At 65.7% G+C, this 24,895-nt stretch carries 25 protein-coding genes and 1 pseudogene; 16 read left to right on the top strand and 10 right to left on the bottom strand.

Annotation, left to right across the window (positions count from 1 at the left end):
- Together RNZ50_00655 and RNZ50_00650 are read left to right on the top strand one after the other, a co-directional pair.
- A partial coding sequence (locus RNZ50_00655) for an IS3 family transposase (protein MDT8853563.1) occupies positions 1 to 720 on the top strand: 720 nt, incomplete at its 5' end.
- A 210-nt stretch (positions 721 to 930) separates the two neighbouring features.
- Positions 931 to 1,194 carry a hypothetical protein gene (locus RNZ50_00650; GenBank protein MDT8853562.1) on the top strand — a complete coding sequence of 88 codons (264 nt, stop codon included), beginning with the start codon at positions 931 to 933 and terminating at the stop codon, positions 1,192 to 1,194.
- Positions 1,195 to 1,576: 382 nt separating this feature from the next.
- Here the strand turns inward: RNZ50_00650 and RNZ50_00645 are convergent, their stop codons facing one another.
- Entirely contained in the window at positions 1,577 to 1,897 is a 321-nt protein-coding gene (locus RNZ50_00645) for a hypothetical protein (protein ID MDT8853561.1), read from the bottom strand.
- Between RNZ50_00645 and RNZ50_00640 the strand changes: the two genes are divergently transcribed.
- Positions 1,896 to 2,291 (top strand): SOS response-associated peptidase family protein, encoded by a 396-nt coding sequence (locus tag RNZ50_00640; protein MDT8853560.1) that lies wholly within the window; start codon positions 1,896 to 1,898, stop codon positions 2,289 to 2,291. The genes RNZ50_00645 and RNZ50_00640 overlap by 2 nt on opposite strands.
- A 116-nt stretch (positions 2,292 to 2,407) precedes the next feature.
- Here RNZ50_00640 and RNZ50_00635 read toward each other — a convergent pair whose 3' ends face one another.
- The 3 genes from RNZ50_00635 to RNZ50_00625 form a co-directional block, all read right to left on the bottom strand.
- Positions 2,408 to 2,980 carry a zeta toxin family protein gene (locus RNZ50_00635; protein ID MDT8853559.1) on the bottom strand — a complete coding sequence of 191 codons (573 nt, stop codon included), beginning with the start codon at positions 2,978 to 2,980 and terminating at the stop codon, positions 2,408 to 2,410.
- Positions 2,977 to 3,336 (bottom strand): hypothetical protein, encoded by a 360-nt coding sequence (locus tag RNZ50_00630; GenBank protein ID MDT8853558.1) that lies wholly within the window; start codon positions 3,334 to 3,336, stop codon positions 2,977 to 2,979. The genes RNZ50_00635 and RNZ50_00630 overlap by 4 nt, the downstream gene beginning before the upstream one ends.
- Before the next feature lie 109 nt (positions 3,337 to 3,445).
- Positions 3,446 to 3,628 (bottom strand): ribbon-helix-helix protein, CopG family, encoded by a 183-nt coding sequence (locus RNZ50_00625; GenBank protein ID MDT8853557.1) that lies wholly within the window; start codon positions 3,626 to 3,628, stop codon positions 3,446 to 3,448.
- A 122-nt stretch (positions 3,629 to 3,750) separates the two neighbouring features.
- Here RNZ50_00625 and RNZ50_00620 point away from each other — a divergent pair, with 122 nt between their 5' ends.
- The 8 genes and pseudogenes from RNZ50_00620 to RNZ50_00585 all read left to right on the top strand — a co-directional run bounded on the left by RNZ50_00620 (position 3,751) and on the right by RNZ50_00585 (position 10,618).
- A complete protein-coding gene (locus tag RNZ50_00620; protein MDT8853556.1) occupies positions 3,751 to 4,317 on the top strand; it encodes a hypothetical protein in 567 nt (188 codons plus the stop codon).
- Positions 4,318 to 4,896: 579 nt separating this feature from the next.
- On the top strand, positions 4,897 to 5,367 hold the full coding sequence (locus RNZ50_00615; GenBank protein MDT8853555.1) for a hypothetical protein: 471 nt from the start codon (positions 4,897 to 4,899) through the stop codon (positions 5,365 to 5,367).
- 12 nt (positions 5,368 to 5,379) lie between these two features.
- Positions 5,380 to 6,093, top strand: coding sequence for a hypothetical protein (locus RNZ50_00610; protein ID MDT8853554.1), 714 nt, complete (start codon positions 5,380 to 5,382; stop codon positions 6,091 to 6,093).
- On the top strand, positions 6,086 to 6,610 hold the full coding sequence (locus RNZ50_00605) for a hypothetical protein (GenBank protein MDT8853553.1): 525 nt from the start codon (positions 6,086 to 6,088) through the stop codon (positions 6,608 to 6,610). The genes RNZ50_00610 and RNZ50_00605 overlap by 8 nt, the downstream gene beginning before the upstream one ends.
- A 275-nt stretch (positions 6,611 to 6,885) precedes the next feature.
- A complete protein-coding gene (gene mobC, locus RNZ50_00600) occupies positions 6,886 to 7,254 on the top strand; it encodes a plasmid mobilization relaxosome protein MobC (GenBank protein MDT8853552.1) in 369 nt (122 codons plus the stop codon).
- Positions 7,251 to 9,905, top strand: coding sequence for a relaxase/mobilization nuclease domain-containing protein (locus tag RNZ50_00595; GenBank protein MDT8853551.1), 2,655 nt, complete (start codon positions 7,251 to 7,253; stop codon positions 9,903 to 9,905). Before mobC ends, RNZ50_00595 begins: the two co-directional genes overlap by 4 nt.
- A 144-nt stretch (positions 9,906 to 10,049) precedes the next feature.
- Positions 10,050 to 10,436 (top strand): hypothetical protein, encoded by a 387-nt coding sequence (locus tag RNZ50_00590; protein MDT8853550.1) that lies wholly within the window; start codon positions 10,050 to 10,052, stop codon positions 10,434 to 10,436.
- A gap of 14 nt (positions 10,437 to 10,450) precedes the next feature.
- Positions 10,451 to 10,618 (top strand): annotated as a pseudogene (locus RNZ50_00585) (transposase).
- A gap of 301 nt (positions 10,619 to 10,919) precedes the next feature.
- On the opposite strand, the gene RNZ50_00580 reads toward RNZ50_00585, so the two are convergent.
- The 5 genes from RNZ50_00580 to RNZ50_00560 form a co-directional block, all read right to left on the bottom strand.
- Positions 10,920 to 11,702 (bottom strand): zf-HC2 domain-containing protein, encoded by a 783-nt coding sequence (locus tag RNZ50_00580; protein ID MDT8853549.1) that lies wholly within the window; start codon positions 11,700 to 11,702, stop codon positions 10,920 to 10,922.
- A gap of 14 nt (positions 11,703 to 11,716) precedes the next feature.
- The gene (locus RNZ50_00575) at positions 11,717 to 12,223 is read right to left on the bottom strand and encodes an RNA polymerase sigma factor (GenBank protein ID MDT8853548.1); all 507 of its coding nucleotides are present in this window, start codon (positions 12,221 to 12,223) and stop codon (positions 11,717 to 11,719) included.
- 148 nt (positions 12,224 to 12,371) lie between these two features.
- Complete coding sequence (locus RNZ50_00570; protein MDT8853547.1) at positions 12,372 to 13,163, bottom strand: calcium-binding protein; 792 nt, start codon at positions 13,161 to 13,163, stop codon at positions 12,372 to 12,374.
- Between the two features lie 215 nt (positions 13,164 to 13,378).
- A complete protein-coding gene (locus tag RNZ50_00565; GenBank protein MDT8853546.1) occupies positions 13,379 to 17,566 on the bottom strand; it encodes a S8 family serine peptidase in 4,188 nt (1,395 codons plus the stop codon).
- A 58-nt stretch (positions 17,567 to 17,624) separates the two neighbouring features.
- The gene (locus tag RNZ50_00560; protein ID MDT8853545.1) at positions 17,625 to 17,873 is read right to left on the bottom strand and encodes a hypothetical protein; all 249 of its coding nucleotides are present in this window, start codon (positions 17,871 to 17,873) and stop codon (positions 17,625 to 17,627) included.
- A 455-nt stretch (positions 17,874 to 18,328) separates the two neighbouring features.
- Between RNZ50_00560 and RNZ50_00555 the strand changes: the two genes are divergently transcribed.
- The 4 genes from RNZ50_00555 (at position 18,329) to RNZ50_00540 (ending at position 22,407) form a co-directional block, all read left to right on the top strand.
- Positions 18,329 to 18,553, top strand: a complete 225-nt coding sequence (locus RNZ50_00555; GenBank protein MDT8853544.1) for a hypothetical protein — start codon at positions 18,329 to 18,331, stop codon at positions 18,551 to 18,553.
- A 259-nt stretch (positions 18,554 to 18,812) separates the two neighbouring features.
- Positions 18,813 to 20,651, top strand: coding sequence for a glycosyltransferase (locus tag RNZ50_00550; protein MDT8853543.1), 1,839 nt, complete (start codon positions 18,813 to 18,815; stop codon positions 20,649 to 20,651).
- A 4-nt stretch (positions 20,652 to 20,655) separates the two neighbouring features.
- On the top strand, positions 20,656 to 21,417 hold the full coding sequence (locus RNZ50_00545) for a sulfotransferase domain-containing protein (protein ID MDT8853542.1): 762 nt from the start codon (positions 20,656 to 20,658) through the stop codon (positions 21,415 to 21,417).
- A 33-nt stretch (positions 21,418 to 21,450) separates the two neighbouring features.
- Positions 21,451 to 22,407: a hypothetical protein gene (locus RNZ50_00540; GenBank protein MDT8853541.1), complete on the top strand. Its 957-nt coding sequence runs from the start codon at positions 21,451 to 21,453 to the stop codon at positions 22,405 to 22,407.
- A gap of 74 nt (positions 22,408 to 22,481) precedes the next feature.
- Here RNZ50_00540 and RNZ50_00535 read toward each other — a convergent pair whose 3' ends face one another.
- Entirely contained in the window at positions 22,482 to 22,760 is a 279-nt protein-coding gene (locus RNZ50_00535; GenBank protein ID MDT8853540.1) for a hypothetical protein, read from the bottom strand.
- Positions 22,761 to 22,993: 233 nt separating this feature from the next.
- On the opposite strand from RNZ50_00535, the gene RNZ50_00530 reads away from it, so the two are divergent.
- Positions 22,994 to 24,886: a hypothetical protein gene (locus tag RNZ50_00530; GenBank protein ID MDT8853539.1), complete on the top strand. Its 1,893-nt coding sequence runs from the start codon at positions 22,994 to 22,996 to the stop codon at positions 24,884 to 24,886.
- Positions 24,887 to 24,895 lie beyond the last annotated feature (9 nt).

Raw genomic sequence — 24,895 nt, 5'->3', positions numbered from 1 at the left:
CGCAAGCTCTATGGCGCGCGGAAGATCTGGCATGTTTTGCGACGGCAGGGTGAAGACGCCGCCCGCTGCACCGTGGAACGATTGATGCGCCATCTGGGCATCAGGGGCGTGGTCCGTGGCAAGAAGGTCATCACGACCAATCCTGACACGTCTCTGCCTTGCCCGGACGACAAGGTGAACCGGCTGTTCATGGCGGATCGGCCGAACAAGCTGTGGGTTTCAGATTTCACCTATGTGCCCACATGGTCCGGCACCGTCTACGTGGCCTTCGTCATCGACGTCTTTGCACGTCGTATTGTCGGTTGGCGCGTCTCGACATCGATGAAGACCCAGTTTGTGCTCGACGCGCTGGAGCAAGCGATCTGGCAAAGAAAGACGCCGGATAACAAGAGCTTGGTCCACCATTCGGACCGCGGATCACAATACCTGTCGATCAAATACACCGAACGCCTGGCCAAGGCCGAGATCGACCTTTCCGTTGGAACAGTTGGCGATGCCTATGACAACGCCTTGGCTGAATGCGTCATCGGCCTGTTCAAGACAGAGGTCATCAACCAGATCGGCCCCTGGAAATCAATGCGCGAGGTCGAATGGGAAACGCTGAAATGGATCGATTGGTATAACAACCGCCGCCTGCTTGGCCCAATCGGATACATCCCACCCGCAGAAGCAGAGGAGGCGTTCTATGCAAACCTGAACTCACTCGATATGGTCGCGTAGTCATTGAACAAACCACCCTCCGGTAAACCCGGGGCGGTTCAGGGGCGACAGACACGCACCGCAAGCAGGCGGCATGGCACGCGTCGCAAAGCGTCGTGCCCCACCCATCCCGGACCTGATGCCGCGACGGCACCCCGCAGTCCTCGCAGACAAGCAGCGATGCCCTCTCGGCAGCGGCAACCAGGGCTTTGACACGGCCTGGTGGCGGATATGCAGGACGCCGACGTGCTCGGCCGCATGCCAGACGCCAAACTGTTCCAGCCAATCTTCCCGGACCACCCGATCCAGCTGGACTGCCATCTCCTCGAGGATCGGATGCCAGCCAGGCCCGCACAGGAATCCGTGCGCCAGGCTCGACTGGCGCGGGTTCAGCGGCGGGCGGCCGAAGACCCTTGGAACGGTTGCGATGATCCGGAGGGATTCGGGATGGGCAGTGCGCTGCTGAGGCAAAGGCATGGGGTTCACCAGGGGTGACGGGACACTCCAAAGCAGCAGGCGCGAGGGCCTGGCTGGAGGGACGATTGCGGGATGGAAAAGGATCGGATGGCAGGCGGCAAGGCGCCGCCGGGGCGGCCTAGCCGGGTATTCGGCGCGAGGCGCCCATGGTGACGATCATGATCATGTCAGCCTGACTACACGGTCCCCGATGCGGAATCAAATGAAATCGCAAGAGGAAACCCTTCAATATATTGATAAGGCTCACTTTTTCGCACACCCGTCGTGCCGGTTTTCCTGAGGGTTTTCCGGCAGGTAGCCGAAAAGATCCCGGTTTTCGCAAATGTGCCGTCAGCGACGGCCGTCCCTACAGCGTCCCAACGTCTTGGCCGCCGAGCGCGGCGGTGCCATTGGTCGCCTTTCACCTGCGGTCCTGCTTCGCCGCGCCCAACCCACAGCTGATGGTGCGCAGGACCGCCTCCAGCGCCTTCTGACGCTGCCCCTGGTCCGCGAGGTCGGCAGCGGCGCGCCAGGACTGCGCCATCAGATGCCCCCGCGCGATCCGCCCGCACAGGAAGTCGACCGCCACAAGCACCGCCGGGCTGCGCGGGTCCCGGTCTGTGGCTGCGGCACCCCCCCGCTGCAGGGTGTGCAAGGCCGACGCCACTGCTTCTCGCGGCTCGATCTGCTCTGCCCAGTCGCCGCCGAATGCCACATTTGCGAGCTGTGTCTTGCGGTCCATGCCCCTGCGTTCTTCTGCCCATTGGCGGCGCTGGCTGCGGCCGGAAAACCGCTGTCTGGTGCCCCTGACCCGCTTCGCCGAACCCCGTGCAGGCAAGGGCGCAGGAAACGCCTGGTTCGAAGTGCCGGGTGACCGCCCGGCATTCTTCGCAGGGGTCTGGGTTCCGCAGTGGAAAAGCCTGCGCAAGCTGAAAGATGGCGAGACGACCGATGACCTTTATGCCTTTCTGACCTGCGAGCCGAACGCGGTGGTCGCGCGGGTCCACCCCAAGGCCATGCCCGTGATCCTGACCGGGGCGGAGGAATGGAAGGCGTGGCTGTCAGCCCCCTGGGCCGAGGCGAAGGTGCTGCAGCGGCCGCTGGCGGAGGAAGACCTCCGTGTTGTGGACGACTAGAGGGCCTGCGTATCGAGATTTATCCGACGAGGCGGGAGTTCGTCGAGATCCCGAGGCCTGATGGTTGGACGCGATTCAGGCATATGCGTGTCTACCCCTTCCACGTGGAAAGTTCTTCAGCGTAGGTCTTCGCGATCCAAGCCGGAGGATTGGGCCTGACCCGGATAAGGAGCCCTCTTTCGAATGTCAGGACAAGCTTCGGGGTGCTGACCCGCCACCGAGTTGTCATAGACGAGGCCCGTCTCGGCGAGCCGCACGGCCGCGCGGACGAGGGGTGCCGAACGGGCATATCGCTCGCGTATTTTCCCTTCGGGAACACCGTGTCCACCGGTCCCGACCCGGTGGGCGACCCGCGCCACCGAGAGGTCAGGGCTATCCACGCCCACATGCATCACCCAGACGGTGTAGCCCCTGGCGCGCGCCTCGTTCACGAGATCGAGTTTCGAGGGGTGCGAAAAGACCGTCTCGGTGGCGAAATCGCCACCCCTTGAAAGGATCTCGTTTCGTCTTTGCGTGGCAATCCCTGCGGCGCTGTAAGCTGCCTCGGGACTGTCGTCGCCGAGTTCTTCGCGCTGGATGATGTCGGCATTGATGAAAGCGCCTGCAAAGGCAGGTGCCACGCGGGTCCGGTAGAGGGTCGACTTGCCGGACCCATTGGGACCGGCCAGCAGGATCAGCGTGGGGCTCATTCCCTGGATTGCGCTTCCGCGTGGATGATCCTGCCGGACGCATCGAGACCGACGGCCTTGCCGCTCGCGCGCAGCTCTGCGAAAAAAGCGTCTTCCGCGGGTCCGGGGTCCGACATCTTCACCAGGAACCGTTCCGACCAGACCGCCTTTTCTTCGGGGGTGAGAGCGGTCGTCTCGACCTCGCCCGCGAGCACCCGGGACAGCCTGGTGTGATCAAATCGGCCGGAGCGCTCAATGGCACGGCCGATCCGCGCCCAGTGCGTGATCTGGCCGGCAAGGGACCGGCTCTGGATCTCGGCCATGGCGCGCGCGTCATCGACGAGTCTGTCGTCAGCAAATTTCACGGATTGGGCCATGAGACACCTCCTGACACCAAAGGTGGCGTTTCGCTACCCCCAAGTCAAGCTGCGCAATCCATGGCGCGAGCCGGAGCGCCCGCTCCCCAAAGGTGGTCAGCTGTTGGAGCTATTCCGGCACGTCCGCACGGCGCGTTTCGACATACCCGATCAAGATTCGGCGGATCATTTCCTGGCGATTTGGCAGGTCGGCCTCGATGCGCCGGAGCTCGTCGATCTGGGCTATCAGATCGCGTGGCAGTCTCAGAGTAAGGGACTCGGTGTCCGCTTTCGGTCGGCCTACAGGGCGCATCACGGTGATTCTTTTTTATTGACTGATACAATTTTTAATGTCATAAAAGTCGGGCGGAAGCAAGAGCTTGGAACTCTCATCTCCGCCCTGACCAACTTCAGATCTTTCAAGGAGATCCTCCAATGGCTAACTGCTTAACTAACATGCACGACGTCGGTGTCAAAGCCACGTGCGCTTGCATCCATCTTGCTGCAATGCGCGGCGCCCCGCCAAAATCGCCCGCAAGCCTGGCCTACGCCACGATGTCGGCAGCGCTCTCCGCCGCCATTCTGGCAGAGGAGGACCTCGCCGGTTCGGCCCCGTCCGACGCCGAGTTTCTGGGCCTCGTGGCAGCATCCGACGCTGCCATCTCCTCGGCGATGTCTACAGCCCTTGCCGCTGCAGCGGCCCCGATTCAGCATCCGGCGGATCAGGCCCTGGTGTTTTCGGCGCACTTGATCAGCTTCGGTCTTGGAATCGAAGCGGACACCGATCGCGAGGCATTTCTGCATTGTCTGATCGGCAGCCACCGCTTCTGGGTAGCGAACACTGACGGGGAACACACGCAGGTTGCTATCCGCAATGCCGTCGCTCTGCTTATCAGCCTGTCGGACCTGATCTATGGCACAAGTCTTGGCGACACGAGCGCGGATCCCGATACGGACGGCGATCTCGAGGTGAATTCGCTTTCCATGGTCTGCGCCGCTTAACAGCGCAGGTTCACGCGTCATCTCTTCCCGGCACGGCCTGGCGCATGCGTCAGACGGGTCGGCGAAGAGATGCCATGCGGTTCCTGAGGTGCGCCCAACTTCCCATCATCAGTCCTTTTATCGGCCCGCCCGCGTCTCACAGGAAGCTCGCATAGTCCGCCAGGGGATCGCAGCAGCGTCAGATCCTCGGCGGCGACAGGTGACCGGATGCCCCGGAACCGGTGACGGGATCAGATCGGAAGCCCCTGCCGGACCAGCCCGGAAGGCGCCCAGTCACGCTATGCTCCCGGCCTCTGGTCTTGCACAGTCCCCCCCCTACCGCCCCGGAAAAGGAACATGAGAAGAGGCGTCAGCCGCGCCGAATGTTCCTCTGTCCCCTCCTCATGATCTGGCCCGCGGGGCTTGATCATGAGGAGGGGCAGGCCAAGCCCCGCGGGGCTTGGGCAGACGGTCACCCGTCTGCATACCCTGCTAAGATATTGGGATAACCCAATAGCGATTTCAATAGCTACCTTATTGCCACTATGGGCAACACAAGGGGACACTTCAACAGCACAATAGAAACATGGGGACAAGTCGTTGAAAACCTCCTTTTTAGGACCATACAGCAATCAGGCATCACTCGAACGTGGAAGGAACCTGAGCGCCATGGCAAACCCGAAGAATATTGTGGAAGAGATCAGAAAGGATCTTGCAAAGGCACGACCAGCGGATCGGCCGATTACCACCAGAGGAATCATACATGCACTTGCTGAGGACATTCACTCCCTGCTGAAGGATGGCGCCCGGCTGGACGGTGTCTATGAAATCATCCGCGCGCGGCTACCGGAGGAGACGCGGCTCACGTTGACGACTTTCAAGCGCTACTGGCGCGAATCCCGGGACGTTTCCGGACTTTCAAAAATAAAAAACAGCGGCAGAAGAAAAAATTGTGGGGAAACTACTTCCGGATCTCGGAAAGTGGATCATATGGATGTTCAAGCTGCATCGAAAAGGGCACCCCCCCGGGAAACATACAGCGACTTTCGTGCAGACCCTGACAACATCTAAGAGGACACGCAGATGAAGCGAATGATACTGGTTCATGGTGATAAGGGAGGTACCGGGAAAAGCCACATTGCGCAGCTCACCGCGGCGTCATTTCTTGGCGCAAAACACCCTGTGACACTGATTGACGGCGACGCCAAAAATCCTGGACTGTTCAGACATTTCGACAACAAGCCGGCGCCCGTCCTGAGAATCAATGCCCGGAAGCCCGAGGGCATCGACGCGCTGATCGAGGCTTTCCTCGCGGCCCCCGGTGACGTGCTCATCGATCTCCCAGCCGGTGGATCCGACACCACCGCCGGGTTCACTGGCGCAGGATCCGCGGCGGGGACGGTGGACATCGAGAGCCTGATGAAGGCGGTCGACGGACGCCTGACAATCCTGTTCGTCATCGATCAGGGCCGCGATGGAATCGTCGCCCTGAACGATGAACTCACGCGCCTGCCGACCGAGGTTACCGACTGGATCATCGTGCGAAATCACCGCGTCGACGCGCCGTTTGACCGCCTCGACAGCTGGGCGGAAAAAGCCGATCTGCGCCAGGCAATCATCCTCGACATGCCCGCCCTCGATCGCAATGTCGTTGAGGCCTTGGTCACTGCCAAAATGCACATCGGCGAGATCGACAACGTCAAGGATGCCTCCCTGCTGATGAAGATGCGCGCCAGATCAGCGCTCCGTGCATGGACGGGCGAACTGGAAAAGGCGGGCCTTCTTCACAATGGCTGACGATTTCCCGCAGCCCCTGTTCGAGCTGATCTACCGTCGGGCACCGAGTGATACCGACAGAGCAAGGCTGCGCTGCGTCAAGGCGGGACTCGGCCTGAGCGATCGCGATGAGATCTGGCCGGTGATCATGACCTTTGACCACTATGCTCTGGCCAATGCCGCGGCCCGTCGCGAAATTGTCAGGGCCGTTGAATCCCTGCCAGGCCAGGTGACGGCGGCCGTTGCCGGGGTGGAGAAGGCCGTCGCCGCCAAGGCTGATCAGGCCATTGCGCGCGCGGTCGAAAAGGCGGCGGACCGGCTCGCGCAGACCGTGGTGCAGCGCTCTCAGGCTACGGCTGACCGCATCAGCAAGCAGCAGTTCATGACCGCCGCCAGCATCGGGGGCATCGTTGCCCTGGTTTGCCTCGGAGCGGGAGGCGTGGGGGGATACCTGGTCACGACCCGCCTGGTCGACACCTGCACGTCAACCCAGACCTTCAGAACAACCGATGGCAGAACAGGGTGTCACATAGACTGAAAGGTCTTTCAGTCTGGCTGATCACTTCTCTGCCTGCGGCATCGGCGGATCAGCCTCCGGGGCGGTAGGAGGGGAGGAACCGAAGAAAACAGAAAAAAAGGCGGCGACAAAGGGTTCGGGATTTTCACGGGAACCTCGTAAAATGGGAGCTGAAGACGCTGATTTCATAAAGAATTTTGTATGGAAGAAGGTCTCTTTCGCTGGTCCGGAAAACAGGGTGCGGACCGCGAGACAACCGAGCGCATCACACCATGCGAAGTGTAGGGACCAGCACAATGGCGCAGGCAGGAGACGGCAAACCGCGATCGGACAGGCGGCGCGCAACGAACCGGATCGGAAAACGGGTGACGGACGAAGAACTCCGCAATTTCAAGATCCGCGCCGCTGAAGCCGGGTTTTCCAAGGGTCAGGACTACCTGAGCGCACTCATTGCTGGCGATTTCCATTTCCACGCGGTCACCCGGAAGGACACGATCAGGGTGCTTGGCGAACTCGGAAAGTTGGGCAGCAATATCAATCAGATCGCCAAGGCCGTGAACCAGGGCCGCATAAGGAACCTGGATGCCCACGCGGTTCGTGCCCTCGAAGAAACGCGCCTCCTGATCGAGGCCCTTGGCCAGGAAATCCGCGAGACCCTCCAATGATTGGCGAAATCATCAAAAAGCCAGGCGAGAAAGGCTCCGGGGGCGGCCGTGATGCCTTTGCGCCCGGGGTCCACTATGTCTGCGGCAAGGCCACCCGGGTCGAGCTTCGAAACCTGTGCAGCGGCGACTGGCAGAACGCGGCCAAAGAAATGCTTCTGACATCGGAACTCAGCAGTCGGGTCCAGAAGCCCTATTATCACCTCGTCCTGTCGTGGCACCCGCTCGAACGGCCGACCGAAGATCAGATGGTCGAAGCGATGGACCACCTGGTCCGGACGCTCGGCCTCGAAGACCATCAGGTCGTCATCGGGATCCACAATGACACCCCCCGTCGGCACATCCATGCCGTTGTGAACACCGTTCACCCGACAACCGGCAAGACCTGGTCCAAATCGAACGATCAGCAAAAGGCGGAACTGGCCTGTCGCGAGATCGAAATGAAACAAGGGTGGTCACATGACCGCGGCCGCTTCGATTTTGACGTGACAGACGAGAACGGCGAGCTGACGGTCAGCCTCCGGCGCAACGATGACGTCTGGGAGAAGAAGAAGCAGGACCGCGCGAAGGGCGCGCGCGAACCGTCGGCTGGCGATATCGCCTTCCAGAAGCACCACGGTTTCGCGGCCTTCAGCCAGGACATTCCCCCCGCCCTGAAAGACCGTTTCGCGCAAGCCGTCGCCAAGGCGCAGGACTGGAACAGCCTCCACCGGACACTGGCCACCCTCGGCCTGCGGTATCGCAAGCATGGCTCCGGGGCCCGGGTCCATCTCGCCGGATCGGCAGAGTTCGCAAAGGCCTCCGCCTTTGGCCAGGCATTTTCGATCAACACCCTGCAGAGGAAATTCGGACCCTACAGGGATCCGGCAAGCGAGCCCGAAAGCGATTCCGGACCCGTCCATGTCGAGACTGCAGGGGTAACCGGGACGACATCGAAGGAAGATGAGAAAACGGCAAGGTCCGCAGCCTTCAAGCTGACGCTGCTGCGCAGAATGTATACGGGCCTGCACCTCGACGACCAGGTTGCTCAGCAGATCCGCTACGTGGATCTGAGCGGCAAGCCGCCGCAGATCACCTTCCAGGACAACAGCACGGTCGTCGATCATGGCAACAGGATCTCAACTTCGGCTGTTACGCAGGCCACCATCAAGGCCACTGTCGCCATGGCAAAGGCGAAGGGCTGGAGCGCCATCGTCCCTTCCGGGCCGCCGGAATACATCCGCGGGATCGCCGTCGAAGCCGCAAGATGCGGCCTCCCGGTCACCGGCGTTTCCCCGGAAATCCAGACCCTTGCTGACGAGATCCTCGAGAGGGAACGGAAAAAGGCAAGCCGCCTCGCCCGCGAAGCGGACGCCGCACTCAAGGATCATCTGGACACCTCGGCGGACCGCGAGAGAGCGATCGAGGCCAATATCACCGAGGAGGCGAGGAAAGCGACTGAGGCGATCCTCGGCGGTACGCAACCAAAACCGGCTGAGGATACACCGCCGCGCAAACCCGGCCGCCCGCCGGTCGCAAGCCCTCAGCCTGCCCCGGATGCATCAAGGCACGACCGGGACGGCACGCACCGGCTCCAGCAGCAGGTACGCGCCAACGACTGGAGCGAACTGGAGGACATGAAGCGGACCGACATCGGCGTGATCGCAGGTCTGGGCGGCTGGTCCGATGTCTCTCGCACGCATCGGGACAGCTCCGACCCTCACGGCACGCGATACCGGATCTACACCCGCGGCAACGACACGCTGAAATGCTCCCGGATCGACGGCAAATGGCTCTGGACCTCGAACAAGTCCGGCCAGTCGGGTTCGGTGATCGATCTCTGGCTCCAGGACAACCCCGGCAAGACAGTCGGTCACGCCCGCACTGCCTTCCGCGCGATCCTCGGCACTGGTCCGCTCCCGACACCTGCCGCACCAGCCCCCAGGATCCCGGAACGGGACGATCATACCGACGCCCGGCGGAGGTGGCAGGAGGCGCCCCATTTCACCAGTACGGCACGCAGCTATGCCGAAGAGCGCGGCATCTCGCGCAGCACCTTGGAACGCTTTCCGGATGAGGTCAGATCGGGCGTGTTCGGCGGGGTCTACTTCGCCCACCGCAACCTCGACACCGGGGACATCACGGGTTTCGAACAGCGGTGGGAGAAGGACGGCCGCAAGAACGCGGCGCGCTTTGCCAAGGGCGGCCGCAAGACGGTGAACGTGCTGGGCGATCCAGTGACCGCCACCCGCATGGTCGTGGTGGAGGGCGGCCTCGATGCGTTGGCCCTGGCCGAGTTGGAGGCGCGGCTAGACACGATCTACGTCTCGACCGGCGGTGGCTTCGGCCCCATGACCGAGGCCGCCCTGCGCCGTCTGGCTGACAGCAGGAAGGTGTTCTCCGGCTTTGACAACGATGATGCCGGCGCGGCGATGCATGAAAAGCTCCGGGCCCTTCTGCCCACCGTGGTGCGCCATGCCCCGCCTGCGCAGATCAGCGGCTCGACGTCGGTCTGCAAGGACTGGCTCGACGTGCTGAATGCTGGGCGCGAGATGCGCGCAGAGCCGATCAAGGCGACCCCGCCAGATGCCCGGGAAACAGGCCCAGGCCTGATCCCGGAAGTTCATGACCTTGAGCCGCCCCTCGATGAATCCGAGGCGCCAGAATTCTTTTAACACACATGAAAGGGCGCGAGGCGGATGGGAGACCCGGGACGCTGGCCGTTCCACAACGCTGGCGGCAGCAGGCAACTGTCATGGCCAAGATCTGTTTGCATATCACGCCAGAAGACATACGTATTCTAAAAGAAGGAGCCCGAAATGAACAACCAGAACAACAGCATAATGGAAACTGTCGAACGGGAGGAGACAGCCCGGGACGCGCGTAGGGACGCGTTGGGGAAAACATACGCAGCGGACGTGCGCCAGCTCTACGAAGTGTGGGCTGCCGGGACCGGCGTGAGCAAAATCGCGGGCGATCTGCTGCGGGTACTGCACTGCAAAAGCGGTGCCATTGAGCCAGTTTCCCTGTTTTGGCTCGACACAAATACCCAACCGGCCGCACTCCGCCTCATCGAGACATGCGCGATGGCGTCGATGATTCCCGACGCTGGCCTGACCATCGGTATCGACGGTGAGATTTTGCTGTCATCGGATGAGGTAGTCGCACTCATTGGTCCGAGTGACGACCTATCTGTACAAGTGTGAACGCCGTTGACAGCGTCGGCCCGGTCGTCTCTCTCAACTTTGTGGCACTTGTCGATGAGCCGCACAGGTTCAGTAAGACCTTGGATGTGGGAGCATTCCTCGGTCTGACGCCAAGGCGTCACCAGTCTGGCGAAATGGATTGGTCGGGCCGCGTCTCGAAATGCGGAGATGGTCGCGCGCAAGCGTGACTGGAAGCGGCGGGTGCCGCGTCGGGCAACAGACGACGTCGTTACTGACGTCAACAATGACGGGTGGCTAAACGAAAATCCGCAGTCTCAGAAGGTGGCCACAACCGGGTGATTACGGTCATGCCGGGCAGGCCGCCTTCGCGATCCGGAGACCGTCTCTGCCGGTGGCGGGCGGGGGCACCCGGCGGGGGGCCGGATCGGGCTGCGGTCGCGATGCGCGGCTGCCGTGCCGGTTGCGCTTGCAGGATGTCGGGCAGCGGGCAGCGGCACCGCGTCGAGACTGCGGTGCGGCGCCTCAGGGGGTCCAGCCGCGGGCCATGGCCTCGGCTTCGGCGGCGGGCGGCAGGCTGGGCCCGGCGCCGAGCCGGTCGAGCAGCGGTTGCAGCCCCTGCACCTCGGCCCCGCCCGCGGGCACGAAACCGTCGGCGGTGCCGGTGGCGCCCAGCGGCTCGCTCAGCACGGCCTCCACCGTCCAGCCCGCGCCGTCGCGGCGGCAGGCCAGCGCCAGATCAAGGCGGCCCGCGCCCCGGTCGATCACCTCGACCTCGCGGCAGAAGCCGCCCGGCACGGGCAGCGTGGCCAGGATCATCAGCTCCGACGCCCTTCCCACCGGCTGCGGCCGACCAGAGGCAAGCCCCGACAGCGCCGCCGCCAGGGCGCTGTCGGCCGGCCCCACCGCCAGCAGCGTGCCGGGGCCGCGCGACGGCAGCACCGCCACCACCGCCACCGCCGCCGCAAGGCCCGCAGCCGCGACCCAGGCCAGAACCGCCCGGCCGCGCAAGGGCCCGCGCCGGAAAGGCCCGCCTTGCCGGAAAGGCCCGCCTTGCCGGAAAGGCACGACCCGGGCTGCTGCGGCATCGGTGTCCGCAGGCGGCCCCAGGACCGCGCGGCGGATCGCCTCGGGAACCGGTTCGTGCAGCGGCGCGGCAAAGGCCAGGGCCAGCACCTCGGTCGCGGCCATCAGGTCATCGACATGCGCCTGGTCCTCGGGGTGGTCGGCCAGATGCATCACCACCGCCGCCGCCTCTTCCGGCGACAGTTCGCCGTCCACGAAGGCGGCCAGACGTTCACGCTCCATCGCAGCCCCCCGGGTCATTGCCGCCGCCCCGCCGAAAGCCCCAGCCCGGGCAGCAGCGCCTCGCGGGCCCGCGACAGGCGGCTCATCACCGTGCCGACCGGAATGTCCAGCACCTCGGCGGTCTCCTTGTAGCTCAGCCCCTCGATCGCCACCAGCGACAGGACCGCGCGCTGGCCTTCGGGCAGCGCCGCCATGGCGGTGCGGGCCTGAGCCAGCATCAGGCGGGCCTCCGGCAGGCTGGCGGCGCGGCCCTCGTCGCTCAGATGCGCGTCGTCGGGGTCCACTCTGGTGCCGCGCACCGCTGCGCGGCGGCGGTCGTCGATCCACAGCGTCTGGATGATGCGGTACATCCAGCTGTCCATCCGGGTGCCCGTCCGAAACTGCGCCGCATTGCGCAGCGCCTTCTCGCAGGCGGCCTGCACCAGATCGTCGGCATCCTGCCGGTTGCCCGCAAGGCTGAAGGCAAAGCGCCGCAGCCTGGGGACGAGGGCGACAAGATCGCGCCGGAAGGTCGAGGACATGGCAATCTCCTGAGGACGGCCGGCGTGGCGTGCGGCCGTGATCCGTCACGGGATCTGTTGCGGGGCCACCCGGTTTCAATGCCGGGTTCCGGCACGCCGCCCGGGGCAGGACAGCCCGGGCGGCACAGGGTCGTTTCGGGAAGGCCGATCAGAAGATGAAGTCGTCGTCGTCCAGTTGCGACAGGCTGAAATCCTCGATCCGCAGCACGTCGCTGCCGAAGGTCAGCACCACGTCGCTGCCCTGCTGGCTGGCGCGCGCCAGCACTTCGGCCATCGTGTCGATATCGGCAAAGCGCGCGAGGTCGATCTTGTCGTCGCCATTCTCGAAATCGGTGATCCGGTCGCTGCCGGCCGAGAACACGAAGGTGTCGCCGCCATCGCCGCCGGTCATCACGTCATTGCCCGCACCGCCGTCGAAATGGTCGTCGCCCTCGCCGCCCACCATGACATCGCGCCCGGCACCGCCATCCAGCGTGTCGTTGCCCTCGCCGCCGAACAGCTGGTCATTGCCGCCGCCGCCGACCATCAGGTCGTCGCCCTCGCCGCCGTAGACGGTATCGGCGCCTGCGCCGGCGGTGATGCGGTCATTGCCCGACCCGCCGTAGATCAGGTCCTTCCCGGTGCCGCCATCGACCGTGTCATTGCCTTCGCCCGCATGGATCACGTCGTTGCCCGCACCGCCGTAGAAGGCGTCGTTGCCGCTTTCATCGCGCAGCACGTCGTCGCCCGCACCGCCATAGACGCGGTCTTCGCCCTTGCCGCCCTCGACCGTGTCGTTGCCGTCACCGCCATACAGCAGATCGTCATCATCGCCGCCCTGCACCAGATCGTTGCCGCCGAAGCCGTAGATCGTGTCCTCGCCGTCCAGCCCGCGCAGGGTGTCCGCAAAGGGGGTGCCGTTGATGAGGTTGGCCGAGCCGTTGCCAATCTTGATCGCCATGTGATCGTTCTCCTGTTGCGCGGGGCCGCCACGGGGCTCCCGGGGATCGGGTCGCCGTCCTGACGACCATGCATCGAGAACGCCCGGGGACACGCTTCATTCCCGCCCCGCAGAAAAATTTCCCGCAAGGCTGCCGAACCCGGCCCCCCGGACCGCAAGGGCCCCCGGCGGGGATGCGCCGGGGGCCCTGATCCTTTCCTGCGGGGCCGTGGGGCTCAGAACACCACGAAGTCGAGGCTGGTCAGCGCCAGACCCGGGTTCAGCGCCGCAAACTGCACTCCGGTCGCGCCCCCCAGACCATCGGCATCGAAGAACAGGTTGCCGGTGTCGGTCTCGTAGATGATCCGGTCCAGCGCATCGGTGGCAAGCCCGGTCAGGTTCGCCGCAAAGGCCAGAGGCGACAGCGCCCCCAGCGCCAGGCCGACAAAGATCGCGTCATCCAGCCGCATCACGTCATCGACCGCCGAGAAGTCGGTGATCCGGTCGACGTTGCCCGCCCCCAGCCCGGTGTTGAACACGAAGCTGTCGGCCCCGGCCCCCCCGGTCAGCGTGTCGTTGCCGCCATTGCCGTAGAGGATGTTGTTGGCCGCGTTGCCGGTCAGCACGTTGGCCAGCGCGTTGCCCGCACCATTGAGCGCCGCCGCCCCGGTGAGGATCAGGTTCTCGACGTTGGCCGTCAGCGTGTAGCTGACAGAGCTGCGCACGGTGTCGGTGCCCTGCCCCGCCCCTTCCCAGATCGTGTCGCCGCCGTCGATCACATAGGTGTCGTCGCCCGCAGCACCCGCCATCGTGTCGTTGCCGCCATTGCTGTATAGGATGTTGCCGGCCGCGTTGCCCTGCAGCACGTTGTTCAGCGCGTTGCCCGCGCCGTTGATCGCCGCAGCCCCGGTCAGCGTCAGGTTCTCGACGTTGGCGGTCAGCGTATAGCTGACAGAGCTGCGCACGGTGTCGGTGCCCGCCCCCGCCGCTTCCCAGATCGTGTCGCCGCCGTCGATCACATAGGTGTCGTCGCCCGCAGCACCCGCCATCGTGTCGTTGCCGCCATTGCTGTAAAGGATGTTGCCGGCCGCATTGCCCTGCAGCACGTTGTTCAGCGCGTTGCCCGCGCCGTTGATCGCGGCGGCACCCAGCAGCGTCAGGTTCTCGACGTTGGCGGTCAGCGTGTAGCTGACGGAGCTGCGCACGGTGTCGGTGCCCGCCCCCGCCGCTTCCCAGATCGTGTCGCCGCCGTCGGTCACGTAGGTGTCGTCGCCCGCGCCGCCCGCCAGCGTGTCGGACCCGGTGCCGCCGTTCAGGGTGTTGTTGGCCGCGTTGCCCTGCAGCACGTTGTTCAGCGCGTTGCCCGCGCCGTTGATCGCGGCGGCACCCAGCAGCGTCAGGTTCTCGACGTTGGCGGTCAGCGTGTAGCTGACGGAACTGCGCACGGTGTCGGTGCCCGCCCCCGCCGCTTCCCAGATCGAGTCGCCGCCGTCGGTCACGTAGGTGTCGTCGCCCAGGCCGCCCGCCATCGCATCGGACCCGGTGCCGGCATCCAGCAGGTCATTGCCGGCACCGCCGACCAGGGTGTCGTTGCCCGCGCCGCCGAAGATCGTGTCGGCGCCGTCGCCCGTCGTGATGCTGTTGGCGCCCCCCGTGCCGATCACGCTGTCATTGGTCGCGCCGGTGATCAGGTTCTCGAAGTTCAGGAAGGACTCGGCGTAGTTGGTGGCCCCGGTGATCATGTTGATGGTGTAGAGACCGGAGCCAAAGCTGGTGGTGTCGAGGGTGTCGGTCCCGTCACCGCCATCGATCGTCTCGGAAAAGGACGTGAGTCCGGCGAACATCAGATCGTCACCGGCTTCGCCGTAATAGGCGCCGTCGCCACCCGACCGGATGGTATCGTTGCCGGCCCCGCCCAGCACGGTGTCAACACCGCCCCCGCCCGTCAGGACGTTGTTTGCCGCGTTGCCGGTGATGATGTCGGCCTGGTTCGAGCCGATCACGTTCTCGACGTCCTGGATCACGAACGGCCCGCCGAAGCCCGGAGGATAGTCGTAGGTTCCGGTCGCCAGGTTGACGACAAAGCCGAACACGTTGTAGCCGCTGACATCCAGCGTGTCGGTCCCTGCCCCGCCATAGACATCGTCCGCGATGTCGGTGCCGGTGATCTGGAAGGTGTCGTCGCCGTCACCGCCGTAGCTCGTGTCCTTGAACAGGCCGCCGTTCAGCGTGTCGTTGCCCGCGCCGCCGGTCAGCACGTCGATGCCGCTTTCGCCCCGGATGCTGTCATTGCCGTCGTTGCCCGACAGGGTGTTGTTGGCCCCGTCGCCGGTGATCACGTCGTTGTAGTTCGACCCGACCACGTTTTCGACGCCTTGCAGGACATAGGTGCCGTCGACCCCGAAGTTGTTGGGCAGGAACTGGTAGGTCTGCGCCGTCAGGTTCACGTCGAACGCGATGGCAGAGTTGGTCCAGCCGCCGAGGTCCAGCGTGTCGATGCCGGCGCCGCCATAGGTGTTGGCCCCGAAATCGCCGCCGGTGTGCTGGAAGGTGTCGTTGCCATCGTCGCCGTAAAGCTCGTCGGTGCCCGACCCGCCGTTCAGCGTGTCGTTGCCCGTGCCGCCATACATCGTGTCGACGCCGATGCCGCCGGTCATCGAGTCCGCGCCGCGCATCCCGAAGAGCTGGTTCGCGCCGCTGCTGCCGACGATGGTGTCGTTGCCGTCGCCGCCGATGGCGTTCTCGATGTTGGCGAAGGTGGTCAGCACGCCGTCGATCGCCCCGGCCACGCCATCAAGCCGGATGGTCGAGTTCGAGCTGACCGCCGAGGCGTTGACCGTGTCGGTGCCGCCGTTGCTGTCGGACACCGCGGTGACATGGCCACCGACGCCGTCATAGTCGGAATATTCGTTGGTGTAGATGTAGCGGTCATCGGATGTGGCCGCGCCGAAGGTGCGGATCACGACATCCGTGACGGTCAGCACGTCGCCCCCGGCATCGTCGACGATGCGCACCGACCACACCCCCCCCGCCCGTTCGCCGCGGAAGGCCTGGCTCTCGAAGGTCCAGGTGCCGTCGTAATCGGCGCCGCCCGCCTGATCGGCGATCAGCCGGCTGACGGTGCCGTCGGGCGAGGTCAGGTAGATCTCCATGTCGGCGAGGAAGGTGGTCGAGAAGGTGACCTGCACCGTCACGCGCTCCACGATGTCGTCAAAGCCGGCCGTGCCGGTGAAGGTCAGGCCGGTCAGGTTGCCATCGGGGATGACGGTCGCGACGTTGAGCACATCCATGGTGTTGGTGAACTGGTTGGCGGTGGTCGCCGCCGCCGTGCCGGTCAGCAGCCAGGTTTCCGCCAGCCGCACCGCCGCCAGCGCATCGACCAGGCCATAGCCGTAGTCGTTGCTGAAATGCTGGCCGCCGCCGTTCCAGGTGCCGGCCGCGTTCCAGCCCCAGGTGAACAGTTCCGCCCCGGCGGGCCCTGCGCCGACATCGCTGCCGACGTGGCGCGCCGATACGCCCAGAATGGTCTGCACGTCGCGCCAGCCCAGCCCGGCGTTGGCGTCATACATCAGCGACACCACGCCGGTCACCATGGGTGCCGCCGCCGAGGTGCCGTTGAACGACGAGGTGAAGTCGGTGCTGTTGTAGCCCGCCGAGCCGGAGCGGTCGGTGGTCAGCACCTGTCCCGGCGTGCCGAAGCCCGACACCAGGTTGGCCGCGCCATAGCTGGAATAGGACGACACGAACCCGTTCTGGTCTACGGCGGCCACCACCACCTGCCGGGTGTCGTTGGTCCAGTCGTCCGAGTTCACGTCATACTGGCTGCCGCGCGAGTTGCCGGCCGATTTCACGATGGTCATGCCAAGGCCGCCGCGGCCGAGGTTGACCGCATCGCCGATCGAGGCCTCGATCTCGTCGAAGCGCAGGGGGTCGTAGCCGAAGCCGAATTCGCTGGCGGAATCGTTGGCGATGCCCTGGCTGATGTTGGCCACATCGCCCTGCGCGCTGACCGCCGCATGGTGGATCGCATCGCGGATGTCCTGCAGCCAGGCATCGGTGATGAAGCCCGCCGTGCGATAGCCCACCAGAGACGCGCCGTAGGCCACGCCGACCACGCCCGAGCCGTTCGCCGCGGCGCCGATGATGCCCGACACCGCCGTGCCATGGGCATCCGACGAGGCGCCGAAGGGGTCGAGGGTGTTGAACTCGAAATCGAAATCGAGGCCCTGGTCATAGTTCGGGGCGAGATCGGTGTGGTTGTAGTCGAAGCCGTCGTCGATCACCACGACCCGGGTGCCCGCCCCGGTATAGGCCGGGCCTTCGGTCGGATTCCACACGCCGAATACGTTCAGGTCCAGAAGACCCGCGGTCGGATTGTTCAGATGCCATTGCTGGGCAAGGAGCGGATCGGTCGGGAGTGCCATGACACTGTCCTCTTATGGGTTTGCCGTTTGAAATCATGCCGCACCGAAAACCCGGTGCTCAGTCCTGGGGAATGCTTTCTTCTTCAACCACAAGAACAGTGCCGAGGCAGCGCGTCGTGATGGCGTAAAAGCCGCTGACCTTGACCCTGTCACCGATCGCCACCCCGGGCGAAAGGTAGGAAACCGTGTGGACCTTGCCGCTGTCATCGCGGATCTGCGGGCAATCCACGGCATTGCCCTCGGTGATGCGCACTCCGGTGACGGAACCCGTCTGGCGCGAATTCTGAATCGGAGCCGGTTCCCGCATCTGTCTTTCCTCGCTCTTTCCCGAAACGGGAGGGGCAGCGCCGACCCCGTCCGGCAATTGCGGCACATTGGCCCCGAGGGCAGAAAGTCCGCCCTGCGCGCAACTGGCCATGCACAGGAATGCTGCACTGCATGTCGCCGCCAGAGAAACCCGTGATCTCATGGACATATCCAATGCAGAGAAACGGCGCGCCGCCCTGCCATAAAAACCGACCGGCCCTTCAAAAGGGGAGCTTCCCGCTCCCGACTCCCGAAGCGCCCAAATTGTAGCCATTAGATAGGATGAACAAAGAATCTCAAGAAATTTCTTTAACTATTCTGCCCCCCTGGACGCAGCCTCCGGCACGCCGCCGCAATCCGCAGCCGCAGCGCAAGGACCGCCCGCGTCCCGGCCCCGGAAACGGCCGAAAGCGTTCGGGTCCGGGGTCCGGCCCGGGGGGCGGAAGGGCGGCGTGCTTGACCCCGCGGACGTTCCGGGGCTTTGCTGCCGGACAGATTGCACCCCGGATGCGGCCTTCCCGGCGGCACCCCGACCCGGCCTGCGACCCGGCCCCGCTGGCCGAAACCCGCCTGCGCCCGCACCGCCTTTCCGGGCTGGCGCGGCTGGTGCGCTGTCGCCCGGCGCCGCCGGGCAAGCGCCCGATGCCGGCCGGGCATGACCCTGCGGCGGCCGGGGGCTGATCGCGGTCACAAGGCGGGCATGTGCCGGAAAGTTGCCTGGCAGACCGGCAGAACGGCCCCTGCGGCGGCGCAGGGCGGGGCGCTGCGGGGTTGAAACCACGGTGGCCACGGGCTAACGAGAACCGGCATGATCCGGCGTTCGCCCTCTCTTACCCCATGGTCCCCCATTGATGCATATCCTTCAGACGACCCTGCTGCCCACGCCCGGTCTGCCGAAGCACTTTATCTGCGGGTGCGCACCCCCAGGATGTCGCGCGCCGTGGCCCCCAGAACGGCCGCAGACGGGGAAAGCCATGTCGGGCTTGAAGCAGGCGACATCCTGTCTACCGACACCTTCTTCGGGTCGTTCTACCGCGCCTACTGGCAGGCCTTCACCGCGGTCAAGGATATCGCGGTCGTCGTGGGGTTCCGCGGCCGGGGCAAGGTGCGGGTGTTCGAGGATATCGGCCGCGGGGTGGTGCTGCTGTGCGAATACGACCTGCAGACCCCCGGCCTGCACCGCCACCTGATCCGGTTCCGCCCCACCAGCCTTGACACCACGCTGTTCGGCGGCGAGCCGACCAGCCGGCTGTTCGTCGAGGTCGAGGCGAAACGGTCGTCCGAGGTGCATTCGATCGACTTCGTCACCGAAGAGGCCCCCCAACGCCAGGCCACCCTGTCGATCGGGCTGTGCACCTTCAACCAGGAGGCGTATTTTGCCCGCACGCTGGGCCTCGTGGCCCGGCTGGCCGCGGGCAGCGACGCCATCCGCGCGGTGCATGTCATCAACCAGGGGGCGCCGTTCCAGTCCCCGGCGATCCTCGGCCTGCTGGAGGCCCCCAAGATCCACGCCATCGCGCAGCGCAACCTGGGCGGCTGCGGCGGCTTCACCCGCAGCCTGGCCGAGGAACTGGCGGCCCCTGCCCCGGCCAGCCATCACCTGATGATGGATGACGACATCGTGCTGGACGAACGGATGATCCTGCGCGCCCTGCGCTTTCTCGACTATGCCGACCGCGACATCGCCCTTGGCGCGGGGATGCTTGACAGCCTGCGCCCCACCGTCATGTACGAGGGCGGCGCCTTCCTGCGCAACGACAACACCATCCACCCCTATTGCCACAACGTCGATCTGGCCGACACCGCGCAGCTGTGGCACTTCAACACCCCGGTCAGGACCGACTACAACGCCTGGTGGTTCTGCATCCTGCCGGTGGAACAGGCGCGCAAGCTGGCGCTGCCCGCCCCGGTCTTCATCCGCGGCGACGATTTCGAATATGGCCAGCGGCTGGCGCGGGCGGGCGTGCCGACGGTAACCCTGCCCGGCATCGGCGTCTGGCACGAGCCGTTCTATGCCAAGCCTTCGGGCTGGCAGGATTATTACGACCTGCGCAACCGGCTGATCTTCGGCGCCACCTATGGCGACAAGGTGCAGCAGCTGTCGCTGGCGCATGTGACCGGGCTGATCACCACCGCGATCCTGACGCACAACTACATGTCGGCCGAACTGCGGATGCGGGCGGTGACCGATTTCCTGACGGGCCCCGACCGGCTGTTCGGCAGCGACCCCGAAGAGATCCACAAGGGCATCATGGCGCTGGCCAGACAGCACGCGCCCGAAAGGCTGGATGCAAGCTGGAAGCAGCGCCCGCTGTCCCAGGGCAAGCCCCGGCCGACCTCGATGCGCGGGCTGGCAATCGCCCAGCTGGTCTCGATGCTGCGCACCGGGCTGGGGCCGCTGCGCCGCGGCACGGCCATGCTGCTGGATGCCGATGCCCATCCGGGCAACACCGCCGGGCGCGGCTATGTGCTGACCAACGGGCCGCGCAGCTACCATCTGCGCTTCGTGCCGCGCCGGGGGCGGATGTGGTCGATGATGCTGCGCGCGGCCCTGCTGACGCTGCGCTACCGCTCGGGCCGCACGGCCGCGGGCGAGGCCTGGGCCGCAGGCATCGCCACCTACCGCGACCCGGCCTGGTGGGCCGGAACCTTCGGGCCCGCGGCGGCCCCGGCGCAACCCGGCACGGCCGCCCCCGCCCTGTCCCCTGCCCTGCCCGCCGTGCCCGGCGGCGCGCCAACCCCTGCGGCCAAGCCCCAAGAACAGCTGGAAAAGATCTGATCCGATGAAGGTTTACATCTACACGATCCCCAAGGCCGGAACCTACTTCCTCGCCGATTTCATTGCGCGCCTGGGGTTCAACAACACCGGGATGCACATCAATCAGAAGAGGTTCCTCAACACCGCCAAGCTGGACATGGAGACCAATGCCCGCTTTCCCTCGCGGGCGATGGAGCGGCAGCCCTTCATGAAGACGCTGCGCGAGATGAACGACCTCGATCTGGCATTCGGGCATTTCCCGGTGCCGCTGATGGCGTGGCTGTTCCCGGATTTCTTCTTCGTCTGCGCCTATCGCCATCCCAGAAAAACCCTGATGGCGGAATTCGTCGATTTCCGCTTTCGTCGCGAAGACCTGAAGTGGATGGCGCGCGACCAGATCCCCGATGACCGCGACGCCTTCTGCGCCTATCTCGAACGGCATGGCGAAGGCCACATGGCGGTGTTCTCGCAGATGCTGGCGCTCACGCTGCTGCGCAACGAACCGCTGTGCGGCCGGTTCCAGACCGATCAGTTCCACATGCTGAACTTCGAGGACCTTCTGAAAAACCCGCAAGGCGCCGCCGATCTGGCCGCCCGCTTCGGCATCGGGCCCGAACAGGCCGCCGAGGCGCTGGACCTGACCAGGAACGCCGAAACCAAGACCAAGGCCACCGGGCTGGAGATCGACCGCGAAGCCCTCTGGTCCGACCGGGCCGAGGATTTGTATGCCAGGATCAACGCCGAAGCCTATGTGACGCGCGGGCGCGAACTGGGCTGGACGATCTGACCGGATGTGCCGGATGAGAGGACGAGGGCGATCATGACGAAGAAGACGCTTCTGCTGCATGTCGGCACCCACAAGACCGCGACCACCACCCTGCAGGCCCTGATGGCGCAGAACCGTGCGGGGCTTGCGGCGAAGGGCTTCTGCTATCCGGCAACCGACCGGCCACCCCATCCGGAGCATCCCAAGCACAACAGCCTGTTCGCCGCCTTGCTGAAGGGCGGCGACGCCTTCACGGCAGAGCGGGACCTGCTCTTGCGCGAATTCGACCGCTCGGGCTGCGACACGCTGGTGCTGAGCGGCGAGGGGCTTTCCAGTCCTGCGGTGCGACGGAGCGGCCTGCTTGCCCAGATGACGGCTTTCCAACCCGATTTCGACATCAGGGTGATCTGCGTCCTGCGCCGACAGGACTCTTTCATCGAGTCGCTGTGGAACCAGTACGCAAAAAGCGCCAACACGACGAAGCACATCACCGACTTCATCACGGAACCCAAGATCATCCGGCACATGACCTACATGGACACGCTGGACGCCTGGGCCGAGGTCGCGTCGGTGACGGCGCTGGGGTTCGAGGCCTCGCTCGGCGCGGGGATCGTCGAAAGCTTTGCGGCGGCCACCGGCATTCCGCTGCGCCCCGACCCGAAAAGCCGCAATGTCAGCCCCAGCATGACCTGTGCGGCGATCATGGCGGCGATGAACCGTCTGGATATCAGGCATGACTGGCGGCGGATCGAGAAGGCCCTTGGCCCGGACACCAGACGCCATGCCCTGGGCTCGCGGTTGCGCGGCGAATTGCTGGCGCGCTTTGCCGACCACAACGCGCGGCTGCGCCAAACTTACGGCGTGGTGTTCCCCGACACGATGCCGGACGAGCCTGCCGAACCGATTGCAGAACCCGGCCGCAAGGAGATCCTGCGCATTGCCGAACAGATGGCGGCAACCCCGGCAGGGGTCGCGGGAAAACTGGTCAGCCTGCTGACCCGGCCGAAATGACCGAGGTTACCGCCCCGACGACAGGGGTCGCAGAGCGGTAACGTCCTGGCCCGGCCCGGATCAGGCCGTGCCGCTCACTCCTCGTCGGCGTCCACGTCCGTGCCGGGGGCGACGGTCAGCGTCACGCCGCGCCGTTCCAGGATGCGCAGGGCCTTGCGGGCGGTCTTGATGTGTTCGGCGCGGCTTTCGCGCACCTCCTGCCAGGCTGCCTTGCGGGCGCCGGGCTTGGCGTCGGGGTTGGCCGCGCTCCATTCGACCTGCCACAGGGCGCGCACCAGAAGGCGTGCGACCTTGCCCGCGTCCGATTTCGCGTCTGCCGTGTCGGTGGCGTCTTCGGCGATCTGATCTGCCATGGTGTTGATCCTTTCCGTGACCAAAATCTGCTGCGCAGAAAGGACATCAGGCCCCGCCCCTTGTCAATCGGCGATCCGTCGCCGGGCTGCCGCCGGAAGGGTGCCGCCGGGGCCGCGGGGGGGGTTGCCTTGGATTGTTGCCAAACGCCCCGTTTCGGCCGCATTCGCCTTAACCCGCGTTAAACCTTCTGCCCCAGTCTCGGCCGCGCACAGGGGTGTGCGGGGAACGTGGAATGGGTCTTTTCAGGCATGTGGCCACGTTCGTGGCCGCAATCGAGCAGTTTGTCACCGGCATAACCGATCTCGGCATCGCCTGGATCGGCGGGCAGCCGCGGCTTTATGCCATGACCCGCCCCGACGGCGGGCTGAGCGTGTTCGATCTGGCCGGCGACGGGGCGGCGGGCCTGCTGGGCACGCAGGCCCACCAGCCGGGGCTGGGCCATCTGGCCGTGCCGCAGATCGGGATGCTGACCGGGGCGGCGGGCAGCGTCATCCTGCCGGTCGGGCTGCAGAACGGCGCGGGCCTTGGCGTCGGGCTGACGGGCGATGGCCGGTTCGGCGGGCGCGTGACCTTTGCCGATGGCGAGAGGCCCGCCCCCGACCTGCTGGCAACCGCCAGCCAGTCGATCGGCGGGCACACCTTCGTCTATGCCAGCCGGCCGGGCAGCGACCGGCCGGTCAGCTACGAGCTGACCGCGGCGGGCGACCTGCGCCAGATGGCGGCGGCCGGCACCGGCACGGGCGGCAGCGGCTGCGCCGCCGAAAGCCTGATCACCCTCGATGTCGGCGCCCGGTCCTTCCTGATCGCGGCATCCACCCTTGGCGACCGGGTGACGGCCTACAGCCTGCAGGCCAACGGCACCCTGGTCGAGACCGACGTGCTCGACAGCGCCAGCGGCATCGGCCTGTCGCGGCCCGGCGCGGTGGCGGGTGTCACGCTGCACGGGGCGAGCTACGTGATCATGGCGGGCACCGGCAGCTCGTCGCTGTCGGTGGCGCGGCTGACGCCCGAGGGGCGGCTGCTGCCGGTCGACCATGTGATCGACGGGCTGGACACCCGGTTCCAGTCGGTCACCGCCCTGACCAGCTTCCAGATCGGCGAGCGGGCGTTCGTGCTGGCCGGCGGGGCGGATGACGGGATCAGCCTGTTCACCCTGCTGCCGGACGGCCGGCTGATCCACCTTTCCAGCATCGCGGACACGCTGGCGACCACGCTGACCAATGTCACGGCGCTGGCTGCGGCGGTGGTGGGCAACCGGGTGCTGGTCTTTGCCGCGGGCGAAGGCGAGGCCGGGCTGACGCAGTTCGACCTCGACCTAGGGAGCTTCGGGGTGTCGCTGGCCAGTGCTGCGGCAAGGATCGGCGGCACGGCGCGGAACGACCTGCTGATGGCGACCGGCAGCGGGGCCGCCGCCCTGACCGGCGGGGCGGGCGACGACATCCTGGTGGGCGGGGCCGGGGCTGCGCGCCTGTCGGGCGGCGAGGGGGCCGACATCTTCGTGATCCCGGCCAACGGCCAGGCCAATGTCATCACCGATTTCCAGCCCGGGGTGGACCGGCTCGACCTGACGCTGATGCCGATGCTGCACAGCGTGGGGCAACTGCAGATCACCGCCACCGCCACCGGCGCCTGGTTGCAGTTCGGCGGGACCGTCATCACCCTGATCAGCGCCGACGGCACGCCGATCCTGCCGGGCTTCTTCACCAGCGCGGGCCTGCTGGGCCTGTCGCGCTATGCGCCGGTGCTGCTGGCCGAAAGCCCCAGCGGGGCCACGACCGGCACGGCCGGCCCCGACCTGCTGCGCGGCACGGCCAGGGCCGACATTCTGGACGGGCTCGGGGGCGATGACACGCTGCGGGGGGCGGGCGGCAACGACCGGATGTTCGGCGATACCGGCGACGACCTGATCTTCGGGGCGGCGGGCGCGGATACGCTGAACGGCGGCAGCGGTGCCGACACCCTCAAGGGCGGAGGGGGCAATGACCGGATCGACGGCGGAAGCGGAAACGACCGGGCGGCGGGCGGGGGGGGCAGGACCGGATCGCGGGCGGGGCGGGCGACGACGTTCTTCTGGGCGGCGAGGGCAACGACACCCTGGGCGGCGGCACCGGCAGGGATCTGCTGACGGGCGGCC

It is taken from the genome of Paracoccaceae bacterium Fryx2 (assembly GCA_032334235.1).
Taxonomy (GTDB): Bacteria; Pseudomonadota; Alphaproteobacteria; order Rhodobacterales; family Rhodobacteraceae; genus JAVSGI01.
The sequence above is the reverse complement of the archived record's forward strand: the minus strand, read 5'-3'. Positions and strand labels throughout refer to the sequence as shown.